Source organism: Enterococcus sp. DIV0703 (assembly GCF_051711065.1).
GTDB lineage: Bacteria > Bacillota > Bacilli > Lactobacillales > Enterococcaceae > Enterococcus_B > Enterococcus_B hirae.
In genome coordinates this window covers 112,094-136,393 of sequence record NZ_JBIOLX010000002.1, presented here as the reverse complement: position 1 = coordinate 136,393, position 24,300 = coordinate 112,094, and the positions used below count along the sequence as shown (strand labels likewise).

The 24,300-nt window shown below is 28.5% G+C and carries 24 protein-coding genes and 4 pseudogenes; 25 read left to right on the top strand and 3 right to left on the bottom strand.

Annotated features, from left to right (window positions below):
* Window positions 1-1,176: 1,176 nt before the first annotated feature.
* The 10 genes and pseudogenes from IGK81_RS13845 to IGK81_RS13800 all read left to right on the top strand — a co-directional run.
* Window positions 1,177-1,257 (top strand): annotated as a pseudogene (locus tag IGK81_RS13845) (single-stranded DNA-binding protein); the annotation flags it as partial.
* 546 nt (window positions 1,258-1,803) lie between these two features.
* Window positions 1,804-1,989, top strand: a complete 186-nt coding sequence (locus tag IGK81_RS13840; RefSeq protein WP_306690561.1) for a type II toxin-antitoxin system RelE/ParE family toxin — start codon at window positions 1,804-1,806, stop codon at window positions 1,987-1,989.
* Window positions 1,990-2,355: 366 nt separating this feature from the next.
* A complete protein-coding gene (locus IGK81_RS13835) occupies window positions 2,356-2,598 on the top strand; it encodes an AbrB/MazE/SpoVT family DNA-binding domain-containing protein (RefSeq protein ID WP_306690562.1) in 243 nt (80 codons plus the stop codon).
* Window positions 2,599-3,153: 555 nt separating this feature from the next.
* Entirely contained in the window at window positions 3,154-4,011 is an 858-nt protein-coding gene (locus IGK81_RS13830) for a ParA family protein (RefSeq protein ID WP_143715950.1), read from the top strand.
* On the top strand, window positions 4,012-4,560 hold the full coding sequence (locus tag IGK81_RS13825; protein ID WP_412003966.1) for a hypothetical protein: 549 nt from the start codon (window positions 4,012-4,014) through the stop codon (window positions 4,558-4,560).
* Between the two features lie 263 nt (window positions 4,561-4,823).
* The gene (locus IGK81_RS13820) at window positions 4,824-6,446 is read left to right on the top strand and encodes a hypothetical protein (protein WP_306690545.1); all 1,623 of its coding nucleotides are present in this window, start codon (window positions 4,824-4,826) and stop codon (window positions 6,444-6,446) included.
* A gap of 554 nt (window positions 6,447-7,000) precedes the next feature.
* Window positions 7,001-7,357: pseudogene (locus tag IGK81_RS13815) on the top strand (RNA-guided endonuclease TnpB family protein); the annotation flags it as partial.
* Between the two features lie 204 nt (window positions 7,358-7,561).
* On the top strand, window positions 7,562-8,758 hold the full coding sequence (locus IGK81_RS13810) for a helix-turn-helix domain-containing protein (protein ID WP_181933562.1): 1,197 nt from the start codon (window positions 7,562-7,564) through the stop codon (window positions 8,756-8,758).
* A 217-nt stretch (window positions 8,759-8,975) separates the two neighbouring features.
* Window positions 8,976-9,395 carry a hypothetical protein gene (locus IGK81_RS13805; RefSeq protein WP_412003965.1) on the top strand — a complete coding sequence of 140 codons (420 nt, stop codon included), beginning with the start codon at window positions 8,976-8,978 and terminating at the stop codon, window positions 9,393-9,395.
* Window positions 9,396-9,535: 140 nt separating this feature from the next.
* Window positions 9,536-9,916: pseudogene (locus IGK81_RS13800) on the top strand (transposase); the annotation flags it as partial.
* Between the two features lie 62 nt (window positions 9,917-9,978).
* Here the strand turns inward: IGK81_RS13800 and IGK81_RS13795 are convergent.
* The 3 genes from IGK81_RS13795 to IGK81_RS13785 form a co-directional block, all read right to left on the bottom strand.
* Window positions 9,979-10,224 (bottom strand): zinc ribbon domain-containing protein, encoded by a 246-nt coding sequence (locus tag IGK81_RS13795; protein WP_371320421.1) that lies wholly within the window; start codon window positions 10,222-10,224, stop codon window positions 9,979-9,981.
* Window positions 10,225-10,371: a transposase gene (locus IGK81_RS13790; protein WP_371320419.1), complete on the bottom strand. Its 147-nt coding sequence runs from the start codon at window positions 10,369-10,371 to the stop codon at window positions 10,225-10,227. It lies immediately after the preceding gene.
* A 456-nt stretch (window positions 10,372-10,827) separates the two neighbouring features.
* Window positions 10,828-10,953 (bottom strand): hypothetical protein, encoded by a 126-nt coding sequence (locus IGK81_RS13785; protein WP_371320420.1) that lies wholly within the window; start codon window positions 10,951-10,953, stop codon window positions 10,828-10,830.
* A gap of 92 nt (window positions 10,954-11,045) precedes the next feature.
* Here IGK81_RS13785 and IGK81_RS13780 point away from each other — a divergent pair.
* The 15 genes and pseudogenes from IGK81_RS13780 to ureG all read left to right on the top strand — a co-directional run.
* Window positions 11,046-11,365: pseudogene (locus tag IGK81_RS13780) on the top strand (transposase); the annotation flags it as partial.
* 128 nt (window positions 11,366-11,493) lie between these two features.
* A complete protein-coding gene (locus IGK81_RS13775) occupies window positions 11,494-12,942 on the top strand; it encodes a helix-turn-helix domain-containing protein (protein ID WP_412003964.1) in 1,449 nt (482 codons plus the stop codon).
* Between the two features lie 145 nt (window positions 12,943-13,087).
* A complete protein-coding gene (locus IGK81_RS13770; protein WP_412003963.1) occupies window positions 13,088-13,804 on the top strand; it encodes a WxL domain-containing protein in 717 nt (238 codons plus the stop codon).
* 122 nt (window positions 13,805-13,926) lie between these two features.
* Window positions 13,927-14,961 carry a DUF916 and DUF3324 domain-containing protein gene (locus IGK81_RS13765; protein WP_260645800.1) on the top strand — a complete coding sequence of 345 codons (1,035 nt, stop codon included), beginning with the start codon at window positions 13,927-13,929 and terminating at the stop codon, window positions 14,959-14,961.
* 1 nt (window position 14,962) lies between these two features.
* Window positions 14,963-15,289, top strand: coding sequence for an LPXTG cell wall anchor domain-containing protein (locus IGK81_RS13760; RefSeq protein WP_412003962.1), 327 nt, complete (start codon window positions 14,963-14,965; stop codon window positions 15,287-15,289).
* 224 nt (window positions 15,290-15,513) lie between these two features.
* Window positions 15,514-17,496: a BspA family leucine-rich repeat surface protein gene (locus IGK81_RS13755; RefSeq protein WP_412003961.1), complete on the top strand. Its 1,983-nt coding sequence runs from the start codon at window positions 15,514-15,516 to the stop codon at window positions 17,494-17,496.
* A 115-nt stretch (window positions 17,497-17,611) separates the two neighbouring features.
* A complete protein-coding gene (locus IGK81_RS13750; protein ID WP_412003960.1) occupies window positions 17,612-18,022 on the top strand; it encodes an Ohr family peroxiredoxin in 411 nt (136 codons plus the stop codon).
* A gap of 329 nt (window positions 18,023-18,351) precedes the next feature.
* Entirely contained in the window at window positions 18,352-19,569 is a 1,218-nt protein-coding gene (locus IGK81_RS13745; RefSeq protein WP_412003959.1) for an ammonium transporter, read from the top strand.
* A gap of 19 nt (window positions 19,570-19,588) precedes the next feature.
* Window positions 19,589-20,104, top strand: coding sequence for an AmiS/UreI family transporter (locus IGK81_RS13740; protein WP_181933819.1), 516 nt, complete (start codon window positions 19,589-19,591; stop codon window positions 20,102-20,104).
* 21 nt (window positions 20,105-20,125) lie between these two features.
* Window positions 20,126-20,428, top strand: a complete 303-nt coding sequence (locus IGK81_RS13735) for an urease subunit gamma (RefSeq protein ID WP_181933555.1) — start codon at window positions 20,126-20,128, stop codon at window positions 20,426-20,428.
* Between the two features lie 13 nt (window positions 20,429-20,441).
* Window positions 20,442-20,756: an urease subunit beta gene (gene ureB, locus IGK81_RS13730; protein WP_181933554.1), complete on the top strand. Its 315-nt coding sequence runs from the start codon at window positions 20,442-20,444 to the stop codon at window positions 20,754-20,756.
* 29 nt (window positions 20,757-20,785) lie between these two features.
* Window positions 20,786-22,507 carry an urease subunit alpha gene (ureC, locus tag IGK81_RS13725; protein WP_181933553.1) on the top strand — a complete coding sequence of 574 codons (1,722 nt, stop codon included), beginning with the start codon at window positions 20,786-20,788 and terminating at the stop codon, window positions 22,505-22,507.
* 20 nt (window positions 22,508-22,527) lie between these two features.
* Window positions 22,528-22,980 carry an urease accessory protein UreE gene (locus IGK81_RS13720; protein WP_181933552.1) on the top strand — a complete coding sequence of 151 codons (453 nt, stop codon included), beginning with the start codon at window positions 22,528-22,530 and terminating at the stop codon, window positions 22,978-22,980.
* Entirely contained in the window at window positions 22,970-23,671 is a 702-nt protein-coding gene (locus IGK81_RS13715) for an urease accessory protein UreF (RefSeq protein ID WP_412003958.1), read from the top strand. The genes IGK81_RS13720 and IGK81_RS13715 overlap by 11 nt, the downstream gene beginning before the upstream one ends.
* A 17-nt stretch (window positions 23,672-23,688) precedes the next feature.
* Complete coding sequence (gene ureG / locus IGK81_RS13710; RefSeq protein WP_181933550.1) at window positions 23,689-24,300, top strand: urease accessory protein UreG; 612 nt, start codon at window positions 23,689-23,691, stop codon at window positions 24,298-24,300.

The window sequence follows — 24,300 nt, the reverse complement described above, 5'->3', positions numbered from 1 at the left end:
TGTAGATCCTCTACTTTCACATTGTTTTATTTATGTAAAATTACCTATTCTTTTCGAAAATAGCAAAGATAAATAAAAAATGCAAACGCATTAAAACCGGTTTTTAATTAAATACTACCTAAAATCATAAATAAAATTAATTATGTACTACCTTTTAAGTTATTAAGAACTACTTTAAATAAATATTATTTATAATTAAATACTACCAGAATGACATATGAATAAAATTTAGTTTTAAAATGAAAGATAATTAAGTACTACCATCGTTAAAACAAAAAATAAATTAAGAACTACCTAATGCGTATAAAACATACTACCTTTACTAGCAATACATACTACCTTATTTAGGTAGTATGTATTGCATTATTCTTATAAAACAAAGATTTAGACTAGAAAACAATAGATTATATACTACTAAAAAATACAATAAGTACTACCAATAACAGATATATATAATAATTATGTACTACCATTAAAATCAGATTATTTAATTATATACTACCGTGTAAATCTGAAAAAAATTATTTTAAAGTAGTTATATACTACCTATTAAATTATATACTACCATTAATACTTAAATTATATACTACCATTATTTATATTATGTACTACCTTTAATGGAATAAGATAATAAAAAAATACTACCAAATTACAATTAAATACTACTTAATATGTAAAAAAATAAGAACTACCTAAAATAGGTAGTTTATAATAAGAAAAACATCGGATAAATTTGCATAACTCATAAAAAATAGTCTTAAATTTTTAAATATATACACTTCTTAATTTAATAATACCTTATTTAGGTAGTATTAAATTAAGAAATAAAACTACATGCATGTAGTTTATTTAGCTAATGAGTTGCATATGATTTATATAAAGGTGTGCAGCATAATTTAATTGAAGTTAAGAGAATAGAATAAATATTTTTTGTTTTTATACAATTAAATACTACCATTTAAAGGTAATGTTTAATTATATATTATTCTTTTTTTTTAAAATCGTATTATGTAAGCATAACAATTGAGATAACTTTTTTAGATTATTTAAATACTACCTTAAACTGAAATTTAAGTAGTATTTAAATTTCAGTTTAAGGTAGTAGGTAATTAAGAAATAATATATATCTTCTTTTATAATAGAAGGAGAGAGGCTTAGTTAAAAGCAGCGATAATTAATAACAATTTATTTAATGCTTCACAAAATCCATTTGATGGACAATCGATTGATATTAGCAATGATGATCTACCGTTCTAAATAGTTTTTTCTATTCGTTACATTCGTGACTAATTATGATATAATTATAAGTAACAAAGAGGTATTTCATTATATCCCCAAACCCCACCAGCGTGCAGGCTGATGGGGCCTTTTTACGTTTCTATATTATAGAATTAATGGGTAGGCTTACTGTCTTTTTTGGCAATTTTGCAATCAAGCCATTTGCAGATATAGTGTGCAGCTACCTCTGCCAGAATTGCAAAAACAAAATCAAAAAGGTATTTCATTATATCTTCTCCTCCCCTTGCCAGATTAGGCCGGGGTAGCAGATAGCAAGACTGTTATAGCATAACCGAAATATATAAATGATATATACCAATATAATAATTTATGTAGTGATTTTTCCAACAAAAGTACATATTTTAATATATGCTACCTAAAAACGGTAGTATATATTTTTAGATACAATCTCGATCAGTTTTAAGGAAATGAAATTCTGGATATTTTTTGCTACATAGAGTTACTTTCAATATTTTTTAACGTAATTAGGCAGAAGTCGCTTATCCTCTATAGGTTGGTTATGAAATTGCGATTGATCCATATAAGGGAGAACAAAAAACTGGAGATTTATCAGATATTTGGTCTAATGGATTTAAGTATGCGGGTACCACGTATAGAGTTTATTACGAGATTCAAGAAAATAAAGTTATTCCAGTATTGTTACGTGGAATACTTAACAATTTTTATGAATATTTGAAAAAAATAATCTAATGATTTGAGGTCGTTCTTAAGAAGAACAGCTTCTTTTTTATAGATTATCCGAGAATAGCCGCGACTTTATTAGTGTAGATGAATTGACTTCAGTTGAATTATAACTTTAGCTATATCAATCAAACGACATATGTTAAACCTATATATATAATAAAAAAAATACTTAAATGGATGTTAATGGAAGGATGAATAGTTCGCTAGTATTCTGATAGAGTTTTTATATGTTTTCAGCTTTCTAAGTTTCTTATTTTATCAAATAATAATACGGAATGATACCCATTAAACAGCACCGTTAGCAATTGAAGTTATAACGTGTTATAACTTATTCATCAAAAGCTAGAAGGAGCGTGATAACATGGCAAAGAACTGAAGGTTAGAAAGATCGGCAATAGCGTGGGAGTGATCCTTCCAAGTTCTCTTGGTTTAAAAAACGGAGACACTATCCAAGCAAAACAAGAAGGCAATTTATTCATATTAGACACTACTCAAATAGCAAAAGAACACGATCGCAAATCGATTGAAGAAAGTTTTCAGGACTTTGAGAAAGGGTTAAAAGTTTCAGAAATTGAAATGGTAAAAGCTTTTGGAAAATATGGCTGGAGTGAATAGATGGGAGAGTACACTCTAGTTTATTCTAAAACCGTCGGTTACTGAAGACTAGTATATAATACCTAGTGTTTTTTTATTTTACTCCATGTTATCACCGAAGGTCTAAAGATACAATTATTAGTCTAGAGAAAAATTAAGAACCATAGGAACTACGGGGATCGTTTGGTTAATAAGAGACATTGCTATTAGTGAAAAAATAAGATATCAACTATGCTCTATTCCCAAAAATTTTGTGACTTTAGTTATGAGAGATTCAAGTAGTATATTTTTAATCAAAATTGACGTATCTTTTAATAAATACTACCTAAATAAGGTAGTATTTATTTTTGTGTTTTTAAAGAGGAAGTTCAATATATATTGGAAACTTCTTAAATAACGGCATTACTTTGAGGAAAGCTATAAATCAATATATTTCATCTTTTTCTTATTTATGTACTACCTCTCACTTATTAATTATAAGGTAGTACATATTTCTCTTTTTTGTGGTAGTAACTAAAAATAAATATGTTATAATAGTATTAAACATAATATTAGTAAAAGAAAAGAGGTAGGAACGTGGTAGCGAAAAAATATGTAATCGGTAATTTTAAAGGTGGCGTAGGTAAAAGTACGTGCGCGCAGATGTTAGGTTTTGAATCAGCAGTTAATGAAGGAAAAAGAACCTTGATAATTGACTTGGATATGCAAGGAAATACTTCTGATGTAATGAACTTGACACATATGAATTTCACTGAAGAGGAAGGCGGGGGAGATGGTGAACCAATCGTTTACGAAAATACCGTAACTGATGTATTGATCAATAATCTTCCACCTAAAGACGCTGTCTATAAAGTTATTGATAATCTTTATATACTTCCGGCAGATATGTCGTTTGAAATGTATGATGATTGGATCAAAGAACAATATAATGATTCATTATCCCAATTTAAATACATGAAAGAAAAGCTAGAGCCATTATTTGATGAATTTGATGTCATTTATTTAGATGTCCCACCTTCAATATCTGTGTATAGTAAATCCGCAATGTACATCGCAGACTGGGCAATCGTTGTTTTACAGACCCAAGTAAAATCGATGAGAAATGCGATGCAATACCTAGAGTATATGGACTTTTTTGTGAAAGAATTTGATACGAACTTATACGTTGCTGGTGTGATTCCTTTCATGCTAGAAAGTGGCGACGCAGTGGACCAAGAAATGTATAAACAAGCTAAAGAAATTTATGGGGAACATTTGATTAAAAACGTTGTACTAAAAAATGCACGTTTAAAACGGTATGATGGTTCAGGCATTACGATGGAGAAGACAAAAAAAGGTCTTTTAAAACAATGGGATCGAAAAAGCCATGAACTATTTATCAGTATTTTAAAAGAACTGGAAGAGCACGAGAATTGGTATGCGGAGGTGGAGTAATTGGCTGATATCAAAGGACTAGATATTTTTGGAAACAACAAAGGGCTTGCCAAGATAAAAAAAGAAGCAGAAGCAAAGAAAAAGCAGCAAGAAACTACTCCAACTGAAAATAAGCAACTTAAAGTACGACAGTCTCAAGAAAGAAAAGCTTCCTTAAATATAGAAAGGCAGGAGAGAGGAAGGGTCAAAAAAGTTGGTGCACCAATCAGAAAGTTTGATAAAGTCTATTCAACTAAGCATCCTTTAAAACTGTCAACTCTGTTAAATGCTACTTCCAGAGTTTTGGTAGAAAAATATGAAACAAATATGACTAGAGATGAATTATTGAGAAAAGCCTTGGATGAATATATCAAGCAAAACCTTACGCAAGAAGATAAGCAGGACTTATTTAATGACGTGGTGAAAGAATTAGATTTATTTAGAGAAAAGTACCCAATCGTTCCAGAGTTAGATGATCATGGAGAAATAGTAAGAACTACTGGACAGATAAAAAAAGATACTGAAGACTCACTTCGCAAAGCGTGGGGAATGAATAATAAAGTTAGATAATAATCAAAAAGAACTAAAGTACTATTGTTTAAAGATAGTGCTCCAGTTCTTTTTATTATCTATAATCATTATATAATTTATGATTTATTGCTCATGATTGAATTATTTATATAATAAAATAATATTTACTTAAAAAAATATATATGGCTTTTTAATGGGAATAAAAAAGATTAAATGACAGAAATAACTCATATTTGTTAAAATTATGAATGTTATTAATAATAAATATATTAAGTATTTATGGAAGGGAAAATAATAACGTTTTGAAAATAAATAAAAAAATAGGATTACCTGTATTACTTGTGGTTATTGCTAGTCTTTATTCTTTCTTATTTTTTAATGATACACAAAAAATATCAACAACAGGGGACCTAGCATTTCATTTTTCTAGAATAAAAGGATTGTCCTCTATATTTTTAGGTCCGGTTAATTTTAGCACATTTAATAGTTATGGTGGGGGAGTAAACTTTTTTTATCCATATCTCACACTGTTTCCGGCTGTAATTTTTTATTGGATTACAAATAACCTAATCTTAAGCTATATCTTATATGTTTGGGTACTTAATGTTTGTACAATTATAATAATTTATTATTATGGTAAAAAATTTTTCCAAAGAATTGACGCTGCCTTTCTGTTTAGCTGCTTATATAGTTTTTATGGTTATCGTTTAATTGATATATATCAGCGTTCTGCAATTTCAGAGTCAATTGCTCTGACAATTATACCAGTTGTCTTGTATTACACATATAATCTTCTTTTTGAAAGAAAGAACTGCGTGATTCCTTTAGCTATCAGTATGAGTTTACTGATCTATACCCATGTTCTCTCCACCTTTATGAGTGTGCTTGTTATTGGCTTCTTGTTTATCGGCTCTCTTTTCTCTAATCGAAAAGAGAAAAAAGAAATGTCGGATCTGATATTAAATATGATAAAAGCTGTTGGTTGGACCATTCTTTTAACAGCTTACGTTTGGTATCCGATGTTACAACAAGTCCTATATCAAAAAATTAATCGTCCTTTTCGCACAAACCTTCAAGAAAGGGCATTAAATATTTCTGATAGTTTAATCGGTGCAGTAAATAATGATTTAGTTACGTTTACAATGGGAACAATTGGTATGATTTCACTGGTTCTTCCACTTTTCTTTTTAAAAAAATTTGCCAATAAAGAAAAGATTATTTATTTTTGTGCAGTGACCACTTGGTTTTTATCAACGAATCTTTTTCCATGGGAGTTTTTACAAAAAACACCTATTCAAATCATTCAATTTCCTTGGAGAATCTTGGGTTTTCAAGTGCTTTTTGGTTCATTGATCTTAACCATAGTGTTTTTAAAGTGGAAAACAAGCAACAAAAAAAGTATGTGGAGCCTTGTAGGAATGGTTCTTCTTATTTTTACTGTGACTATAGCAACAGAAGCAAATTATTCACACAAAATTCAGTCATATAAAGGTCGTTTAATTATGACCAAAAAAGATGTTACACGTTATACAACTTCAAGAACTGGAGGACTTTATGACTATGCACCATTAGATGCATTAAAATACAAAGATCATTTAAAGAAACATGAAGTAAAAGTTGGTGATCGATGGGAGAATGCGTCCCACAAAGATTATAATTCTAAAATAGTTTATACGGTAGAAGGTGAGAATGAAAAAAAAATCACATTACCTATATTCAATTATTGGGGGACCGTTGTAAAAGTAAATGGAAAAAATGTTCCCATAGAAAATGACAATGGTTTAGTGTCTATTAAAGGTAAGGGAAAAAGAACTATAGTTGAAGTTTCATCTACCTATCCAACTACGATGATTCTATCTTTATTAGTTAGTTCAATAACTTTTGTATTCTTCTTTATTCGTTACTTACTGAATAAATTACAATGATTGAACAAAATGTATTAAAGATATATATTATTAAATTACATGTTAAATCTCATGGATAGTTATCCAAAAATTTAAAAAGTGAATGATTTTATTGTAGAAATTAAAAACTATAAAAAGATTATTCTAAATAATATGGATACTTAAAGCCTAATATTACTTTTATTTATTTTATATGGGTTGTTTTTAATAGCGTGGGTATTTAACTTAAAATATTATATTATAATAAAAGAAGAATAATGAACTACTTAATATAGGTAGTTCGTTATTCTTCTTTTTCAAGGATTTTACGATAAATGTTCTAAATATATTATGGATATATAACTTTTCATCTGAATGTTAATATTTATGAAAAGCAGATTAACACTGTGACGAATTATTTTATAAACATTTATTATAAAAAGTAGAAAATGTATTCTTTCTTAAGAATGTAATCATCTAGACTTGGATACATCATTATAGACTTAGCAAAAGATTGTCTTTTGTGTCATGCTATTTAATTTAAATTAGAATAAGAAATACAACTTAATGGGTTTTATTATCCCAGATTATAAAACATTAAAATTCCTAAATTGAAATCCCTAATCAGAATTAAACTTTATAGGAAACCAAAAAGGATGATCAAATCTGCTACAATTTCACGTCACTCAAGTGGGAAATACTATGTTTCTTTGTTGTGCAAAGAAGAAGTTAGAGAATTACTTAATACTAATAATGCAATTGGCATTGACTTGTGTATTACTGGCTTTGTGATTTCTTCTGATGGACAAGAAATTGATAATAATAATTTCACATCAAAAAACGGCAAAGAAGCTAAAAGTGAACAATATAAGTTGTTAAGACGTGTGTTATTCTCTAAGAAGAAAGAGATCAATCTATTTGAAGCTAAAAAATATACTCTATTCTCAAGAAAATTTTACTCTAAGGATCAAGAACGTCAGATTTAGCTAAGTGGTGAGTAGTTCACATATTAATGATTTAAATGAATAAAATATATTGTACTTATAATCAAAAGTAGTAAAATATTTTTGATGAGTGTTTAAGTTAAGTGCTAGGTAATAAACAATTATTGAATAAAAATATATTTGACACTCTGACAATATTAGGAGGGGATCACATTGTTAGGGAATTTTTTGGAGAAAAATATATATAGACAAGTTTATTTGTGTGAAAAATTATATGATCTTCAAGAAATTAATATTCATGAAGCAAGTAAAGCTTTAGAAGTTTGTCCAGGTACCATAGTGAATGATTTGAATGAAATTTCTGTAAAGATAATTGATTTTATCGATGTTATGTACAAAAAAAGAAATTATTTTATTGTTTATTTTAAGGAAGGTACAAATATAACAGATATTATTCAAATAATATATTCTGATTCTTATTTTTTGAAAGCACTGAGTCATTTTTTTGAAGGAGATTTTTCTAGTTTAGACTTGGCTGAAAAGGATCATATTTCATTGAGTAAAGCTTATAAAGTAAAAAATAATGTTTTGGAATTCTTTGATTATTATGGTTATGTAGTAAACAACCATATATGTATTCCAGAGTTAGATTACCGTTATATGATAATAATGCTTGTAAGTTTAACTGATTGGAATGGCTATAGAGTAAGGTATGGGAATATTAAGAGCTTTTCCTATAAGCTAATTAATTATGTCGAGAAAAAACTTTTTAATAGGAAATATACAGATTTTGATAAATTTTTAATTTATCGTGGAATAGAAATAGGATTTATACGTTGCAAAAAATATTCTGTAACATTCTTAGAATTAGATCGAGAAAATGCTAAAAAACAACCATTGTTTAAAATATTGTCAGAAGGAATAGAACAACTAAATTGTAATATTAAAATGTCAGAAAATGAATTACTATATATCTATTCTTTATTTTTTAGTAAATACTATTTATCAAATAATGTTGAGCATTTATTGAAGGATTTTGAAATTGCATATAATACTATTATTTTGAAAAATCAAGAATTATTTGAGTTAAAAAATATTTTAGAAATAAAATTTGGTACTGCTATATTTGAAAGCTTAGTTTTTAAAAAATGTTTTATTAACTTTGCTCGTACTCTATTTGGAAACGTTCAACAATATATTCATACCCCTATTTATATTTTAAATAATGAACAAAAAATAATAAAGCAAAGGTTACTGAGGTGTCTAGATTTATGGTCGAAAAACAACAAAGATAGATATTTCAATTCTAATATTATTCATGAGTTAACAATAGGCATTAGTTTAATTATTTCTAATGAGTATTTAGATTATTATTTAGATAGTCTACATGTTGAGAAATTAGCGTGTTAATAACCACTCGAATTGCAGGGAAACCCTAAAGCTGATAAAACTACAACGTAGTAATGAAATAATACAAACGTGAATGTTGCGAAAGCAGAAAAAATTTATTAGATGATATAAGGTTAAATCCTAAGTATTTTTTAATGGGCAATCTGCAGCTAAGACTCGAATAGAGTAAAGTTCAACGACTATCCATAATGGAGTAGATATAAGCATATCGAAGTGGGTGGCTCCTACAGGTTACGCTGAGGAAGAAGATATAGTCTGTGCTTGTATGAAAGTACAAGAAGTTTTTAACTGCATAGAATTAGCGCATCTATGTGAACAACATTCTTTGAATAATATAATAAAATATATTATTTTGAAGATACAGAGAAAGAAAATTATTATTGTAGCGAGTAGTGATATTAGATATCTATACTTTAGAAATATAATACAAAAGTTTTTTTCTGAAAGTGATATTAGTGGTACTATTTATCATAGTTTAGATGAATTAGAAGATGAATGGTTATATAATGGTAAAAGAATAGTATTTTGCGATAACCAACTATATTCTTTAGGAAAAGATACAAAAAAAACAAAAATAATACCTATATCTATTGAAAACGTAGAAAAAACTATTTATGAATCAATCAATGATATATAATTATTGTTTTATTTTTTATTGAAAACATAAAAGGTAAGTATTTTAAGACTGTAGACAAACTCCTAAATTGGGAGGGTTGTTTGCAGTTTTTTGTTTTATACTAATTGCATAAACTATTATGGGACTAATTCTACTGATTAATAAAACAATTGATTAATGATATATATCAATTTGCTACGTTTACAATTGATGGTCTTATACCAAAAGATCCCTTAGTTAGAAAGATATGATGCTGTGTTTCAGTTTGATTTCATTTATCCCATTATAAAATTCACGTATTCGATCTATGAACGTCCAGTATTGATCCAGTGGTCATAGTTAAATTAGTATTTATCCAATATTTATTTGGTATCCGTTCTATGAGATAAACAATTAAAGACGTTGAAACAAATGCTGATTATCATTGGTTTTCATGTTATTCATTCGATGATCCTATCCCACATTTCTCTACTGTTGGTAAAAAGTGTGTCCGAAGATTTAGAAAAACGACATTATTTAAAGATATTTTTTCTCATATTCTCTGACATCCCACGACTAAAATCTTTGGTTCCTTAGGTAATACGTCCTAACGGACGTAAATTTACTAAGTTATCCCCGAAAGTCCTTCGTTTCTAATGTTCATATTAGCATTGATGTCTCTATCATGATGTTTCGCATTTCGTACAAACCCATTCGTGAACATGTAATTCTTTTTTTCATCTAAATGAACACAAGAAGAGCAAATTTGTGATCTAGGATAGAATCGGTCTATCTTAACTAAAATACAACTTTTCCATGCTGATTTGTAGTCCAATTGTCTAACAAACTCACTCCAAGATACATCTGCTATTTATTTAGCTAACTTATGATTTTTAACTATCTCTTTGACGTTTAAATCTTCAATACAAATGATTTGGTTTTCATCAGTTATTTTTGAGGACAGTTTGTGTAAAAAGCCATTGCGGTGGTTAGAAATCTTCTCATGGGTACGTGCCATTTTCAATTTTTTTTAATAGTTTTTACACGCATTTAATTTGTGATTGTTTTTTTCGCTACTTCAAAGCGTATTGAAAGCTTCCGTTGTTCTATCGCTAAACGTTTTTCTAATGAACTATAGAATTTCATATTCCCTATCTTTTCATCTGGGGACGTGACACAGAAATGAGTAAGACCTAAATCAAAACCAATTGATTCAGTCAGAGGTTCTTTTTTGAAGTTTTCAGTGTCAACTAAAAACCTGGCAAAATATTTATTTACCAGATTTCGCTTTGATAATGGTTACATTCATTAATTTACCTTTGAAACGTAACTATTCAGTCATTTTTACCCAGCCAACTTTGGATACGTAAAAGTAGATAATGTTTACTTTTATTCCCATAGCGGTTCGATATGACTTTTTAGAATACTTCTTACTTTTAAATTTTAGAAAGCTAAAATTAGATTGGAATGTATTCTAATCAATGGCAACTTGGCTAAGTGATTGATCTTCAACTTCTTTTAACCAAGCATATTCATCCATTCTCTTTAATGAAGCATACGTTGTATTATCTTTCTGATAATCAGCATTTTCTTTCTTCATTTTGTATTTTGTGATTCGTTGGTCTAATAGATAATTTCAATAGAATAGCACACAAACAAATATCTTTTGAAATAGGATGATTATCTTTACTTCATGATTGGGCTAATCTTATGGATGAATTTGAACATATCATAGTCATACGGCGTTGAATAAAAAAATTTACAAAAAGAGAAAACAAACCATTGAACGAATACTTGCAGATGCAAAAGAAAATTATGGTATACATTGGATGCAATATCTAAGTCTTGAAAAATCGCTTTGCATATGGATACTTACGTCTGCTTCCATGAATAAAAAAAACTAGCTATTGCTATGGAAAACAAAAAAGCCTATGGCTTTTTATTTCAAATTTATACAAAGGCTAATAAAAAGGAGTGGTTTAATTGCCAACTCTTTTTTGTCTACGGTCTGAGTATTTAATATATGTACATTTAACTTTCTTTTTTTATGTTTTTTATATCTCCAAAAACAAAAATAATAAAAAAATATTTTTGTTCTTCTATTAATCTTGAAGGTATATTGATGAGTTGGAGAGATATTATGATAGAAGATTACATTGAAAAAGATATTTTAAGACAAGTTAAAATTATAGAATATTTTTTTGATTTGGAATATATGAATTTAAAAGAGTTGTCAGATAATCTGAATGTTACATCAGAAACCATTAGAAGAGATTTCTCTAGAATAGAAACAATTTTGGGAGATAAAGTTAAAAATATAAAAATTGAACTTTCAGTTTGTCAAATTGAATTCTTATCAGAATACTCACATTATGAATTAGTAAAAGAGATATATAAAGAGTCGAAATTTCTTAGAGTATGTTCTCGATATATTATGGGAACTAGAGATTATTTATCTATAGTAGAGGAAGAATTTATATCTGTTTCGAAAGCTTTTCAGCTTAAAAAAAAGGTTGAAATATTTTTTTCTCAATTCAACTATTTAGATGAGCAGGGAAGTTCAAATGAATTTATGAAAAGATTTTTAACTTTATCGGTTTGGATGAGATGTGATTTATTAGATGAAAATATAGATGAAAAATGTTGGATTTTGGCGGAAAACTTTACTAATAGTCTTTTAAGTAGTTTTTCTAATAATTTGAGTAAGAGAGAATTTATCTTTTTTGTAAAGAGTGTCTATATTATGTTAAGTGAATCTAAAAAAAGAATCTTATCGATACCTAAAATAGCATTTGATTATATGAAAAAAAGTGTAATTACAGAAAAAATTAGTAATTTAGTATATGAATTTTTCGATGAAGAAACTAAAAAAAATATAACTTTACAAGAGATAATATATTTATCAATCATATTTAGAATGGTTCCTTATAATGTAAATAACTACACATTATTAAAAATGGACTATGAATATCAAAGACAAAGAATAATTGAAGCTTTTCCAGATATTTCACAACTAATTTTGTCTTTTGAAAGAGAATTTGAAGTATCTTTGATAAAGAATATTCGTTTTGAAAAACCATTGTTTACTTTTATTTTATCTAACTTATTAGAAACACAAAACTTCGTTGTTGATAAACATTATTTTTTAAGTGGAGACCGCTTAATTTTAAGAAATAAGATAACTGGTATATTGAATAACTGGAAGAAAATAAATGGAAGTAATAAACATATGCTTTCAAATATTGCCATCGATAGATTTTGTATAGAAGTTTCATCGATTTTGTTACCACAATTTAGTCAACATAGATTTATAGTAGTTATTGCAGAAAATGAAGATGCACATATAGAATATAGAGAAAGTATTGAAACTTATATTTCTGGAACAGACATGATCTTAGATAATGTAATGTATTATTCTTTAGAAGATTTACCTGCTTATTATGAGAACTATATTATTATATGTGAGCATCATTTATTACATGAAACAAGAATAAACGAGAACAATTTAATTTTTTCTATTTCCCTTAATTACTTGGATAGGGATTTAAAAAATATATTTACTAAAATATATTTTGACATAGAAGGCTGATTTTTTTTTTTTTTGAAAACAATTATATTAAGTTCAATAAAAAAGAAAAAATAGTTAGTTGTATGTGTATATAATTTTTGTAGATTTATAGATATCACGTGCTTATCTATAAGTAAAATAATTGTTAAAAGGAATGAGGAAAAATATGAAAAAATTTAAAACATTGGTTAGTACAGCGTCTGTATTAGGTGCTACATTGATTAGTTCAGGAGCGGTTTTTGCTGCCTCAACAGGAGGAGCTTCTACACAAGAAACCACTCCTGTACAGACAACGTTACAAGCTCCTGCTAATCCAACTAATCCAACTCCTCCCCAACCAGATGGAGTAAATCAAGGAACAAATTCAAATAACCATAATAATAATGTATCGGGAACGTTTGGCATTGCTTATCAACCGTCTGGATTTGTTTTTACTACAAATACTTTGAGTTCAACGGGAACTCAGAGCATTCCTGTTACTAATCCACATCAAGGATCTACTTATAATGTTGGTGTAAAAGATATGACACATGATAATAAAGGATGGACGCTAACTGCTCAATTATCATGGACAAGTGGTTCTATTACAGGAGCTACAATTGAAACGACTAACAATGGAACAGTAAATAAAAATATTAATGCGGGAGGAGACTTCAATAATTCAAAAGATCTTATTCCTGTTACGTCAGGAGTAACTGCAACTCGGAATCTATCTATCAACAGTTCTCCACAAAATGTTATGGTTGGTGCGCCAGGAACTATTCATGATGCTGTATATGATTATAATTTAGGAAGTGTTTCATTGAAAATCCCTGAAACAAGTAAAGTATCTGCAGGTACTTATTCTGGAAATGTAAACTGGAATTTACAAGTTACACCATAAAAACATATTATCTAAATTTTATAGAAGAACAATAAATTATTTTTGTTCTTCTATAATAAAAAGGAACAGTGTTTTTACAATGTTCTTTTTTATTATAGAAGAGATTTAAGGAGAGATACAATTTGAAAAAATATCTTAAAATAGTTAGTTTAATTATTACTCTATTATTTTGTATTAGTAATTCTAGTGTTTTTGCAGAGGAAAATAACAATGAAATGGGAGGATATACAATAGAGGGTATTCCAAATCAGAATCAAATTGATCCCTCTGTAGGCTATTTTTATCTACATGAGAATCCAGGAAGCAAGGATGAATTAAAAGTTAAATTAACAAATAGCTCAAGTAAAGATAAAACTTTGGAAGTCAAAGTTACTGATGCCAACACAAATATTAATGGAATAATTGATTATACAGGTCAGATTAAGAATAATAAATTATTAAAGCTTCCATTGACATCAGTAGTTAAAGCAAGTGAAGAGGAAGTTATTGTTCCTAAAAATAGTTCTATTGAAACTAGTTTAATGATTAATATGCCAGACAAGCATTTCGATGGAGTTATTGTAGGAGGTATTGTTGTTTCAGAGAAGAAAGAGGATCAAAAACAAAATAATAACTTATCTGTAGGAAACACTTACAGCTATACTATTGGAGTTGTCTTAACTAATGAAGATAAAATTAATTTAAAAAAGAATGTTTCGGTAGAGCTTGAAAATGTAGGCCCAATACTTTTTGATGGACGTAAAATAGTCCAGGCAGATATTTTAAATCCTAATCCTTATATTTTTTCAGAAGCTACTGTATCAGGCCAGATATTATATTTAAAAAATAATAAAATTATAAGTACGCAGAAGAAAGAAAATATTAGTATTGCACCCTATTCATCCTATCCATTTCAGTTTGATTGGAATAAAAAAGACTTAGAGCCTGGAAAATATTTATTCACAGGTGAAGTTAAAACAAAGGAAAAGACATGGAAATTAGAAAAAGAATTCGAAATCACTGAAAGCAAAGCAAAAACAATCAATAAAGAATCTGTTTTTAAGGTACAAGTTCCTTCATGGTTAAAGCTTAGTTGTTTATTATTGGCGATACTATCAATTGTTAATGTATTAAGTTTATTGTTCAGAGTGATTAAAAGAAAAAAAGGAGATGAATAAGATGAATAATAAAATAATTAAAATTTTTACTGTTTTGTTTATGTCCTTTACTTTTTTTAGTTCAACTATTGTATTTGCAGAAGCAGATAGTAGTACAACACAAACACCAGTGACAGTTATTTTAAATCGCCCAATGCAATCAGGAAATCTACCAGGAATAAATACAAATAAACCAAAGAATACTATCGAAATATCAAAACAGAAGAAAAATAATATGCTTCCACAAACAGGTGAGTCAGCTAATTACTTATTACTGTTATTAGGTTTAATTATTCTAATATTTGTGACTTATTTTTACAACAAAACTAATAAATGGAGGGAAATGTGATATGTATCTGATTCCAATTATATGTATTACTTTGGGGATAATAGTATTTTTATCTAGTATCTTTTTATTTCTATTGGATTATAAGTTTGTTTTTTTAAATAATATTAATAAAAGCTATTTAGTGTTGAATATTTTTTCATTGATACTTTCATCAAGTTTATTGATACTTGGTATAGTTTATTTACTTAATTTGAGAAGTCAATTATAAAAAGGAGACATGCCATATGTCTAAAAATAGATACAAAAAAATATGTTTAGGAACTGTTATCTTGCTCAATACAGGATTATTAACATCACAAAATATATGGGCTAATGATAATACAGTAACCTCAAGTATAAACGATAGTATTAATAAAGACTCGACTGGAAAATTAGCCAATTCTGAATCGAGTATTGATAATACTAAGAATAAAGAAAATGAAGTGAATTCTTCTGAAAAAAATAATTTAAATTCAGAAAATAAAATAGAAAATCAAAAGAAGGAAAGCGATCAGAATCCAAATTCATCTTTGGATTCAAATAATATTTCAAATAAAAATACAAATAAAAATGAAAACAAGAATAGTAACTTAGAAAGTGAAAAACCAGTACTTAAAAATAGATCAGCCGGCTTTGCATCTATTCCTTTCAACTTGAAAGATTGGAAATATACAGAGACTGCTGATTCAATTATTATATCTAAGTATATTGGTACAAACACAGACTTAACTATTCCTGCTGAATTTAATAATAAACAAGTTATTTTTACTGCATTAAATACTGGTCAATTTTCTGGTAATCTTACTAGTTTAAATTTTATTAGTGTGAATAATAAAAAAGTTCAGGTACAATCAGATAGTATGTTTATCGCATTTCAAAATTTTGCTAATTTGAAGACAGTTGATTTTTCGGGAATTGATTTAAATGCTATTAATAATTTAGAAAATAGTTTTTATAAATGTACATCTTTACAAAGTATTAATTTCGGTTCAAATACTTTTCCTAATGTTACGAGTTTTTCAGGAATGTTTTTTGAATGTTCAAACTTAGAATCTGTAATAGGGCAATTTACAATGAATTCTGCTAATAATTTACAAAATATGTTTTCTGGATGTAGTAAGTTGAAATCTCTAGATACTAGTAAATGGGATACTAAAAATGTTACTAATATGTATGCTTTATTTGGTAATGATTTTCAATTAGGTGATATAGATGTTTCTAATTGGAACGTATCTAAAGTGACAAATATGGAGTTAATGTTTACAAGTTGTTATAATATTCATAATTTAAATATGACTAATTGGTCTTTAAATAGTAATGTTAATATAACAAAAATGTTTTACTCTGTTAAACAAAGCCCATTATTATTGCTAACAAATGATGAGAAATTGCTGAATTATGATTATGATTATGCATGGAGAATACCATATGGTCCTAATTTAGTTGGAAATGGTGGTACTTTTAAGAATAATCAAAATTCTATGAGCTTTTTAGAGTCACCAGCTATAAGGCCGAATGATCCAAAACTAAATAAAGATCAATTTAAAAATTTATTTACAGAATTTATGAATAATAATATTCCAACACGAGACAAATATGCTTTTACAAATTGGAATGTTGAAGGAACATCTATTGAAAATGCTAATAGTATAAATGATTTATTTAATACAAATTATATAGCACAATGGGTAAGTGATTTATATAGTACATCTACTGACAACCAAATTATAGATACTAATTCCTCTTTATCATTTGCGTACTATCCAAAATCATTTAATACTGGATCTATCCCTATCAATAATTCAGGAACCCAATCTGTACCTTTTATAAAAAACCAGAGTTTTAACATTGGGATTAAAGATAGAACAAGAACAAATAAACATTGGTATGTAACTGCTCAAATTGTTTGGAATAATAATCAAACAAACGACTGGTATATTCAAACTAATAATAAAGGGATAGTTAATAAAAATATTAGTACTGGAACATCAACTTATAATCCTAACTCAGATATTGTACCGAATACTGATGGGGTGTCTGGGGCAAAAGATCTACAAATAACAAGCAAAGCTCCTGTTCAGTTTATTACAAGTGATAGCTCAAGTGTTAAAAACGATGTTTATGATTATGATTTTGGTAATGTACAATTAGTGATTCCTGAAACTCAAAATACTAAAGTTGGTAGCTATCAAGGTAATGTAGAATGGAATCTAATAACTGCTCCTTAACATTATATATTTTTGCGAAATATATATAATTTCTGATAAAAAATAAAAAAGTAATATTAAATACCAGTATATTATTATAAATATAAGAATACGCTTAAATACTGGAGGGTTCAAAATGGCTAGAATATATGAAGCAGTTATTTTAAATAATGGGGGGAGAAATGGGGAAGTTTATTCTGTAGATAAAAGTTTTTTTTATAGAGTAGTTTCTCCCACGTCACATGTAAAAGAGACTACTAATCCAGAAGAGTTATTCGCTGCTAGTTATAGTGCTTGTTTTAATGGCGCTTTAGAATTAGTACTCTCAAAAAGAGGTCTAATGAATAAAAGTATTGTTACAGCTAAAGTTTCATTAAATGAAAATGAAAAAGAAAATTATAGTATATCAGTTGTTTTAGAAATTTTAATTGAGGGTCTTTCAGAAGAGTTAGCTATGGAATTAATAACAGAAGCTGATCTAGTTTGTCCTTATTCTAAAGCTATTAAAGGAAATGTAGATAAGGAAATTAAATTAGTAAATAAATAATCTTAAAAATTCTCTACACGAGTTAACTTTTAAATAACTCGTGTAGAGAATTTTTATGTTAAAGAATTTTCGATAAGAAAACATATCATGATATATAAAATCAAGTTGTTTTATAGTTAGTATAAATAAAAGAATTACTAAAAATAATAGTAAATAATAACGTTTTTTGTCAATACAATAATGAACCTTATTTTATTTTAGAATTTATCAAAAAATATTAATCTAGAAGATTGAATATTAAATTGCAAAAAAAGAGAATCCTATAAATAAAAATCATTAAAAAAATAAAAAAATTTTGGAGGAAAATATTTAATAATAAATAACATAAAATGGAGGTGGAAATTTTGATTGAAAGTGGTAATACGGCATTTATGATGCTTTGTACGGCAATGGTCTGTTTAATGATTCCTGGGTTGGCGTTTTTCTATGGAGGTTTAGTTAGAAGGCGCAGTACATTGATAATTATGATGCAGTCTTTTATTTCCATGGGAATTGTAACCATGATTTGGATATTTGGTGGATTTAGTTTAGCATTTGGTCGTGATTATGGAGGATTAATAGGAAATTTCAAAAGTTATTTTGCTCTATCAAATGTAGATTTGAATCCTAATATCCTACATGGATCTTCTATTCCATTTATTTTATTTTTTGCTTTTCAATTGATGTTTTGTGTTATAACAGTTCCATTGATGACAGGGTCATTTGCAGAACGCTTAAACATTAAAGGTTATTTACTACTATTGATTTTTTGGACTATCTTAATTTATATTCCTGTTTGTCATTGGGTATGGGGAAACGGTTTTTTAGAAAAAATAGGGTTTGTTGACTTTGCAGGTGGCTCCGTGATCCATACTACTGCGGGGTTTGGCTCATTAGCAAGTATTTTTGTTTTAGGTAATAGAAAGTTAAAGAAAAAAGGGATGCAACCAAATAATCTAATGGCAGCTGCTATAGGAACAGGACTCTTATGGTTTGGATGGTTTGGTTTTAATTCTGGTGGTGCATTAGGAGCCAATTACTTAGCTTCAATAGCTTTCGTGAATACAATAGTAGGTTTATCAAGTGCGATGGTTACTTGGATGATATTTTCGTATATTCAAAAAGGGAGAATAAATTTTTTAGATATTTTAACTGGATCAGTCGCTGGTCTGGCAACTGTTACCCCATGTTCGGGATATATTAAACCTATTTCAGCTATTTTTGTAGGGATATTTGCAGGAGTTATTTGTAACTTAGCTGTTAAGTATAGAGAAAGTAAAGGTTGGGATGATGCGCTTGATGTCTGGGGAGTCCATGGCATCGGTGGATTTACTGGGACAATCCTAATTGGTTTTTTTGCTGCATCAAGCATTAACGAAGTTTCTGCAAGTTTAACACAAATATTGATCCAAACTGGTGGTGTTGTTCTCATTGCTATTTATTCTTTTGTATTAACTTTTATTATGTTGAAGATATTTAAATACTTCTTTAATATCGAACCAACTAAACAAGAAATTGAAGAAGGGTTAGATGAATATCTATTAGCTGAAAAAGCTTATATGGAATAGGACTACGGAGGTGTAAAAAATATTAGGTGTTATTTTACTTTATGTAGGTATAGTTTTAATCAGTAATGGATTATATCGATTATATGAATTAAAGGATCAATCTTTGGTAGTGATGAATTATTTTACTGGAGGTTTAGGATTGATACTTAATATTGGATCAATATTAATCGGTGTATCAACAGGAAAAACAAATGAATGGTTTTATGGTAGTGCCACAGGTTTACTTTTTGCTTTTACTTATTTATACACAGCCATTAATAAAACATTTAATTTAGATCAAAGATTATATGGATGGTATAGTCTGTTCGTATCTATCAATGCTATTCCAGCAGGGTTTTTATGTTTATATGGATATGGTGGAAATACGTTATATGGTTTAATTTGGTGGCTATGGGGTTTTCTATGGCTTACTGGATTTATTGAAAATATACTTGGAAAAAATTTGGGAAAATTAGTAGGATATATATCTATTATTGAAGGTATTATTACTGCTTGGATTCCTGGTATGTTAATGCTTTTAGGTTTATGGCCATAATAATCAAAGGAGAGAAAGAAAATGCAATTGACAGAACGAGAACGTGAAAAAATGTTGATTAGTTTAGCAGCAATGATTGCACAGCGTCGAAGAGATCGAAACTTGAAACTAAATCATCCAGAAAGTGTTGCTTTAATTACTGATTTAGTCTTAGAAGGTGCAAGAGAAGGAAAAACGGTTTCTGAACTAATGGATGTAGGTAGAAATTTGTTAACACGTGAGGATGTTATGGAAGGTGTTCCAGAAATGATACCAATTATTCAAGTGGAAGCTACTTTTCCTGATGGAACTAAATTAGTAACAATTCATGATCCAATTCAATAGGAGGAATATAGAAATGATACCTGGAGAATATAAATTATCAGATAAACCAGTTCTCTATAACGAAGGTTACGAAGCAATTGCAATTGAAGTAAAAAATATAGGAGATAGAGCAATTCAAGTAGGATCACATTATCATTTTTATGAAGCTAATGAGAGCGGTTTGCAATTTAATAGAGAACAAGCAAAAGGAAAACGTTTAGATATACCAGCAGGTACAGCAATACGTTTTGAACCTGGTGAAGTTCGTAAAGTTAATTTAATTGATTTCGGAGGTAACCGCAGAATTTTTGGGTTCAATAATAAAGTAAATAAATTTCTTGAAAATTAGTATTATAAATTAGATTTGGAGGTAATATCATGAGTTTTAATATGGATAGAAAACAATTTACACAAATGTTTGGACCTACCATTGGAGATAGTATTAGGCTAGGAGATACAGATCTTTTTGCATGTATCGAAAAAGATTATACGGTTCACGGACAAGAAAGCAAATTTGGTGGAGGAAAAGTACTTCGTGATGGTATGGGAGTAAGCGCAACTGAATTGCGCAAAAATAACCCTTTAGTTGCGGATACCATAATTACTAATATTGTTGTTATTGATTATACGGGAATTTATAAGGCTGACATTGGAATCAGAGATGGGAAAATTATGGCTATAGGAAAAGGCGGCAATCCCGATATAATGGACAGTATTGATTTTATTGTAGGTTCAAGTACTGAAGCAATTTCTGGAGAAGGTAGAATATTAACTGCAGGTGGAATTGACTTGCATGTTCACTATCTTTCTCCTTCTCTAACTCATGCAGCTCTTGATAACGGTATTACTACTTTATTTGGAGGCGGTACAGGCCCAGCTGATGGATCAAATTCTGCAACATGTACTCCTGGACAATATCATATTCACAAAATGCTTCAAGCATATGATCAAGAACCTATTAATATAGGTATTATGGCTAAAGGAACTGGAGCTATACCAGATACTATTTCAGAACAAATTGAAGCTGGAGCCGCAGCAATTAAAACTCATGAAGATTGGGGAGCTACTTATTCAGGAATTGATAACTCTTTAAAAGTAGCTGATGAATATGATGTACAATTTGCTGTTCATACAGATTCATTGAATGAAGGTGGTTTTGTTGATACGACGTTAAATGCATTTGCTGGTCGAACAGTTCATACGTTTCACACAGAAGGTGCAGGTGGTGGTCATGCTCCAGATATCATGGTCGTTGCAGGACATAACAATATTTTACCATCGTCAACTAACCCAACAAATCCTTATACAGATAATGTTATTGATGAATTATTTGATATGACTATGGTATGTCATAATTTAGATCCTAAAGTTCCAGAAGATGTAGCATTTGCTGAATCGCGTGTTCGTAAACAAACAATTGCTGCTGAAGACGTTTTGCATGACATGGGTGCACTAAGTATTATGACTTCTGATGCAATGGCAATGGGACGTGTAGGAGAAGTTGCAATGCGTTGTTGGCAATTAGCAGATAAGATGAAGAAACAACGTGGTTTATTAGAAGGTGATACAGAGTTAAGTGATAATAATCGGATAAAGCGTTATATTGCAAAATATACAATTAATCCTGCAATTACAAATGGAATTTCAGAATATATTGGATCAGTTGAAATTGGTAAATATGCAGATTTAGTTATCTGGGATGCTGATAAATTCGGTACTAAACCCAGAATGATTTTAAAATCAGGAATGATTGCTTACGGTGTTATGGGTGATGCTAGTTCAAGCTTACCTACTCCTCAACCTCGATTAATGAGAGATTTATATGCTTCTAAAGGAAAAGCTGTTGGAGAAACTAACATTACTTTTGTATCTATGTATGCTTATAACAATGGAATTAAAGATAAATTAGGATTAAGTAAAATAGTTTTACCTGTAAAAAATACTCGTCATTTAACTAAAAATGATATGAAATTAAACAATTATGTTCCAAAAACAATTAAAGTTGATCCACAATCATTTGTGGTAACAATAGATGACGAACCAGTCACTTGTGATTCTTCGTCTAATGTTTCATTAGCACAGCGTTATTATCTTTATTAAGAATGAACGAGGAAATTAATATGATTTTAGAGAGTATGTATGGACATGTTAGTAATATAGATATCGTTAAATACCATATAGAAACAGCTTTTGTAAAAAGTGATGACTTATATAAATCAATACTAAGAGTAAAAACTGATCATGGAAATGAATATGGTATTAGACTAAAAGATAAATCAAAACAATTAGAAGATGGGACAATATTCCAATTGAATAATCATAATCTGCTTCTAATATCTGTTTTACCAGATAACATGATAGTAATAAGTCCTGAGAATATTGAACAAATGGGGACTATTGCACACTTAATAGGAAATCTACACAAGCCAGTTAAAATAGAAAATAGTAAAATATTTTTAAATTATGATAAAACAGTTGAGAAAACATTATTAAGCCAAAAAATTAAATATTCCATTGAAGATATAAAACTAAAATCACCGTTAAAATATGTAGATTTTTCCAATGGAAAGTGAATTTCTTAATTACTTAGATGTGTTTCAAATTTGTGATTCAACTTTTCCTATAGGTTCTTTCAATCACTCATTTGGAATGGAAAATTATTTGTACAATAAAACTATTAAAAAAAACGATGATTTTAGTATATGGTTTAATAATTTTTTTAATACACAATTTAAACATGGAGAGGGATTATTAATAAAACTAGTATATGAGTCATCTGGCACTCATAATTTAAAAAAAATATTATTTTACGATGATGTAATCACAAAGTCTTCTTTAGCTAAAGAAACTAGAGATGGAAATAAATTAATAGCAAAACAATTAATTAATATTTTAGAGGTACTGTACAAAAATAAAATTCCTATGTTAGATAAATATAGAAATATCATTTTAAAAAAAGAAGCTTATGGTAATCCTGCAATAGTATTTGCACTACTTTCATTATATAAAAAATTAAGTCTAGAAGAAGCGATATTTATGTATTCTTATAGTGTAGGGGCTACTATTGTTCAGAATGCTGTCCGTTCTATTCCTATAGGACAAAAAGAAGGGCAGATCATTTTAAAAAATTTAACGGTTTCGTTGCCTAATTTAATTTCACAAATAATGAAATTGGATGAAGATACTTTAGGAGCTAATACTCCTGGAATTGAAATAGCTCAAATTAGACACGAATCTCAAAGCTTTAGGTTATTTATGTCTTAAAAGGAGATTGGATGTTAATGAAACAAGCAATTAAAATTGGTGTAGGTGGACCAGTAGGATCTGGTAAAACTATGTTGATTGAAAGATTAACTAGATTTATGCACAATGAATATAAAATTGCAGTAATTACTAATGATATCTATACAAAAGAAGATGCTGAGTATATGGTTAAAAATTCTGTGTTGGATAGAGATCATGTTATTGGAGTAGAAACGGGTGGGTGTCCACATACAGCAATTAGAGAAGATGCATCGATGAATATTGCAGCAATTGAAGAATTAGAAAGTAGATTTTCTAATTTAGACATTATTTTTTTAGAAAGTGGTGGAGATAATCTAGCAGCTACTTTTAGTCCTGAACTAGTAGATTTTTCTATTTATATTATTGATGTCGCTGAGGGAGAAAAGATTCCTAGAAAAGCTGGACAAGGAATGATAAAGTCTGATTTATTTATTATTAATAAAATAGATTTAGCTCAATATGTTGGAGCTAATTTAGACAGAATGAAAGAAGATTCAAAAATATTTAGAGAAGAAGGAACATTTTTATTTACTAATTTAAAATCAGATGAAGGTTTAATAGAAGTAATTAATTGGATAAGAAAAAACTGTTTATTAGAGGATTTATAA

Excerpts from the sequence above, each read along its gene's own strand:
- IGK81_RS13735 (WP_181933555.1), top strand. The coding sequence starts at position 20,126 with ATGCAATTGACAGAACGAGAACGTGAAAAAATGTTGATTAGTTTAGCA.
- IGK81_RS13760 (WP_412003962.1), top strand. The coding sequence starts at position 14,963 with ATGAATAATAAAATAATTAAAATTTTTACTGTTTTGTTTATGTCCTTT.
- IGK81_RS13775 (WP_412003964.1), top strand. The coding sequence starts at position 11,494 with ATGATAGAAGATTACATTGAAAAAGATATTTTAAGACAAGTTAAAATT.
- IGK81_RS13785 (WP_371320420.1), bottom strand. The coding sequence starts at position 10,953 with ATGAAGAAAGAAAATGCTGATTATCAGAAAGATAATACAACGTATGCT.
- IGK81_RS13745 (WP_412003959.1), top strand. The coding sequence starts at position 18,352 with ATGGAGGTGGAAATTTTGATTGAAAGTGGTAATACGGCATTTATGATG.
- ureB (WP_181933554.1), top strand. The coding sequence starts at position 20,442 with ATGATACCTGGAGAATATAAATTATCAGATAAACCAGTTCTCTATAAC.
- IGK81_RS13770 (WP_412003963.1), top strand. The coding sequence starts at position 13,088 with ATGAAAAAATTTAAAACATTGGTTAGTACAGCGTCTGTATTAGGTGCT.
- ureC (WP_181933553.1), top strand. The coding sequence starts at position 20,786 with ATGAGTTTTAATATGGATAGAAAACAATTTACACAAATGTTTGGACCT.
- IGK81_RS13750 (WP_412003960.1), top strand. The coding sequence starts at position 17,612 with ATGGCTAGAATATATGAAGCAGTTATTTTAAATAATGGGGGGAGAAAT.
- IGK81_RS13790 (WP_371320419.1), bottom strand. The coding sequence starts at position 10,371 with ATGGCACGTACCCATGAGAAGATTTCTAACCACCGCAATGGCTTTTTA.
- IGK81_RS13715 (WP_412003958.1), top strand. The coding sequence starts at position 22,970 with ATGGAAAGTGAATTTCTTAATTACTTAGATGTGTTTCAAATTTGTGAT.
- ureG (WP_181933550.1), top strand. The coding sequence starts at position 23,689 with ATGAAACAAGCAATTAAAATTGGTGTAGGTGGACCAGTAGGATCTGGT.
- IGK81_RS13720 (WP_181933552.1), top strand. The coding sequence starts at position 22,528 with ATGATTTTAGAGAGTATGTATGGACATGTTAGTAATATAGATATCGTT.
- IGK81_RS13755 (WP_412003961.1), top strand. The coding sequence starts at position 15,514 with ATGTCTAAAAATAGATACAAAAAAATATGTTTAGGAACTGTTATCTTG.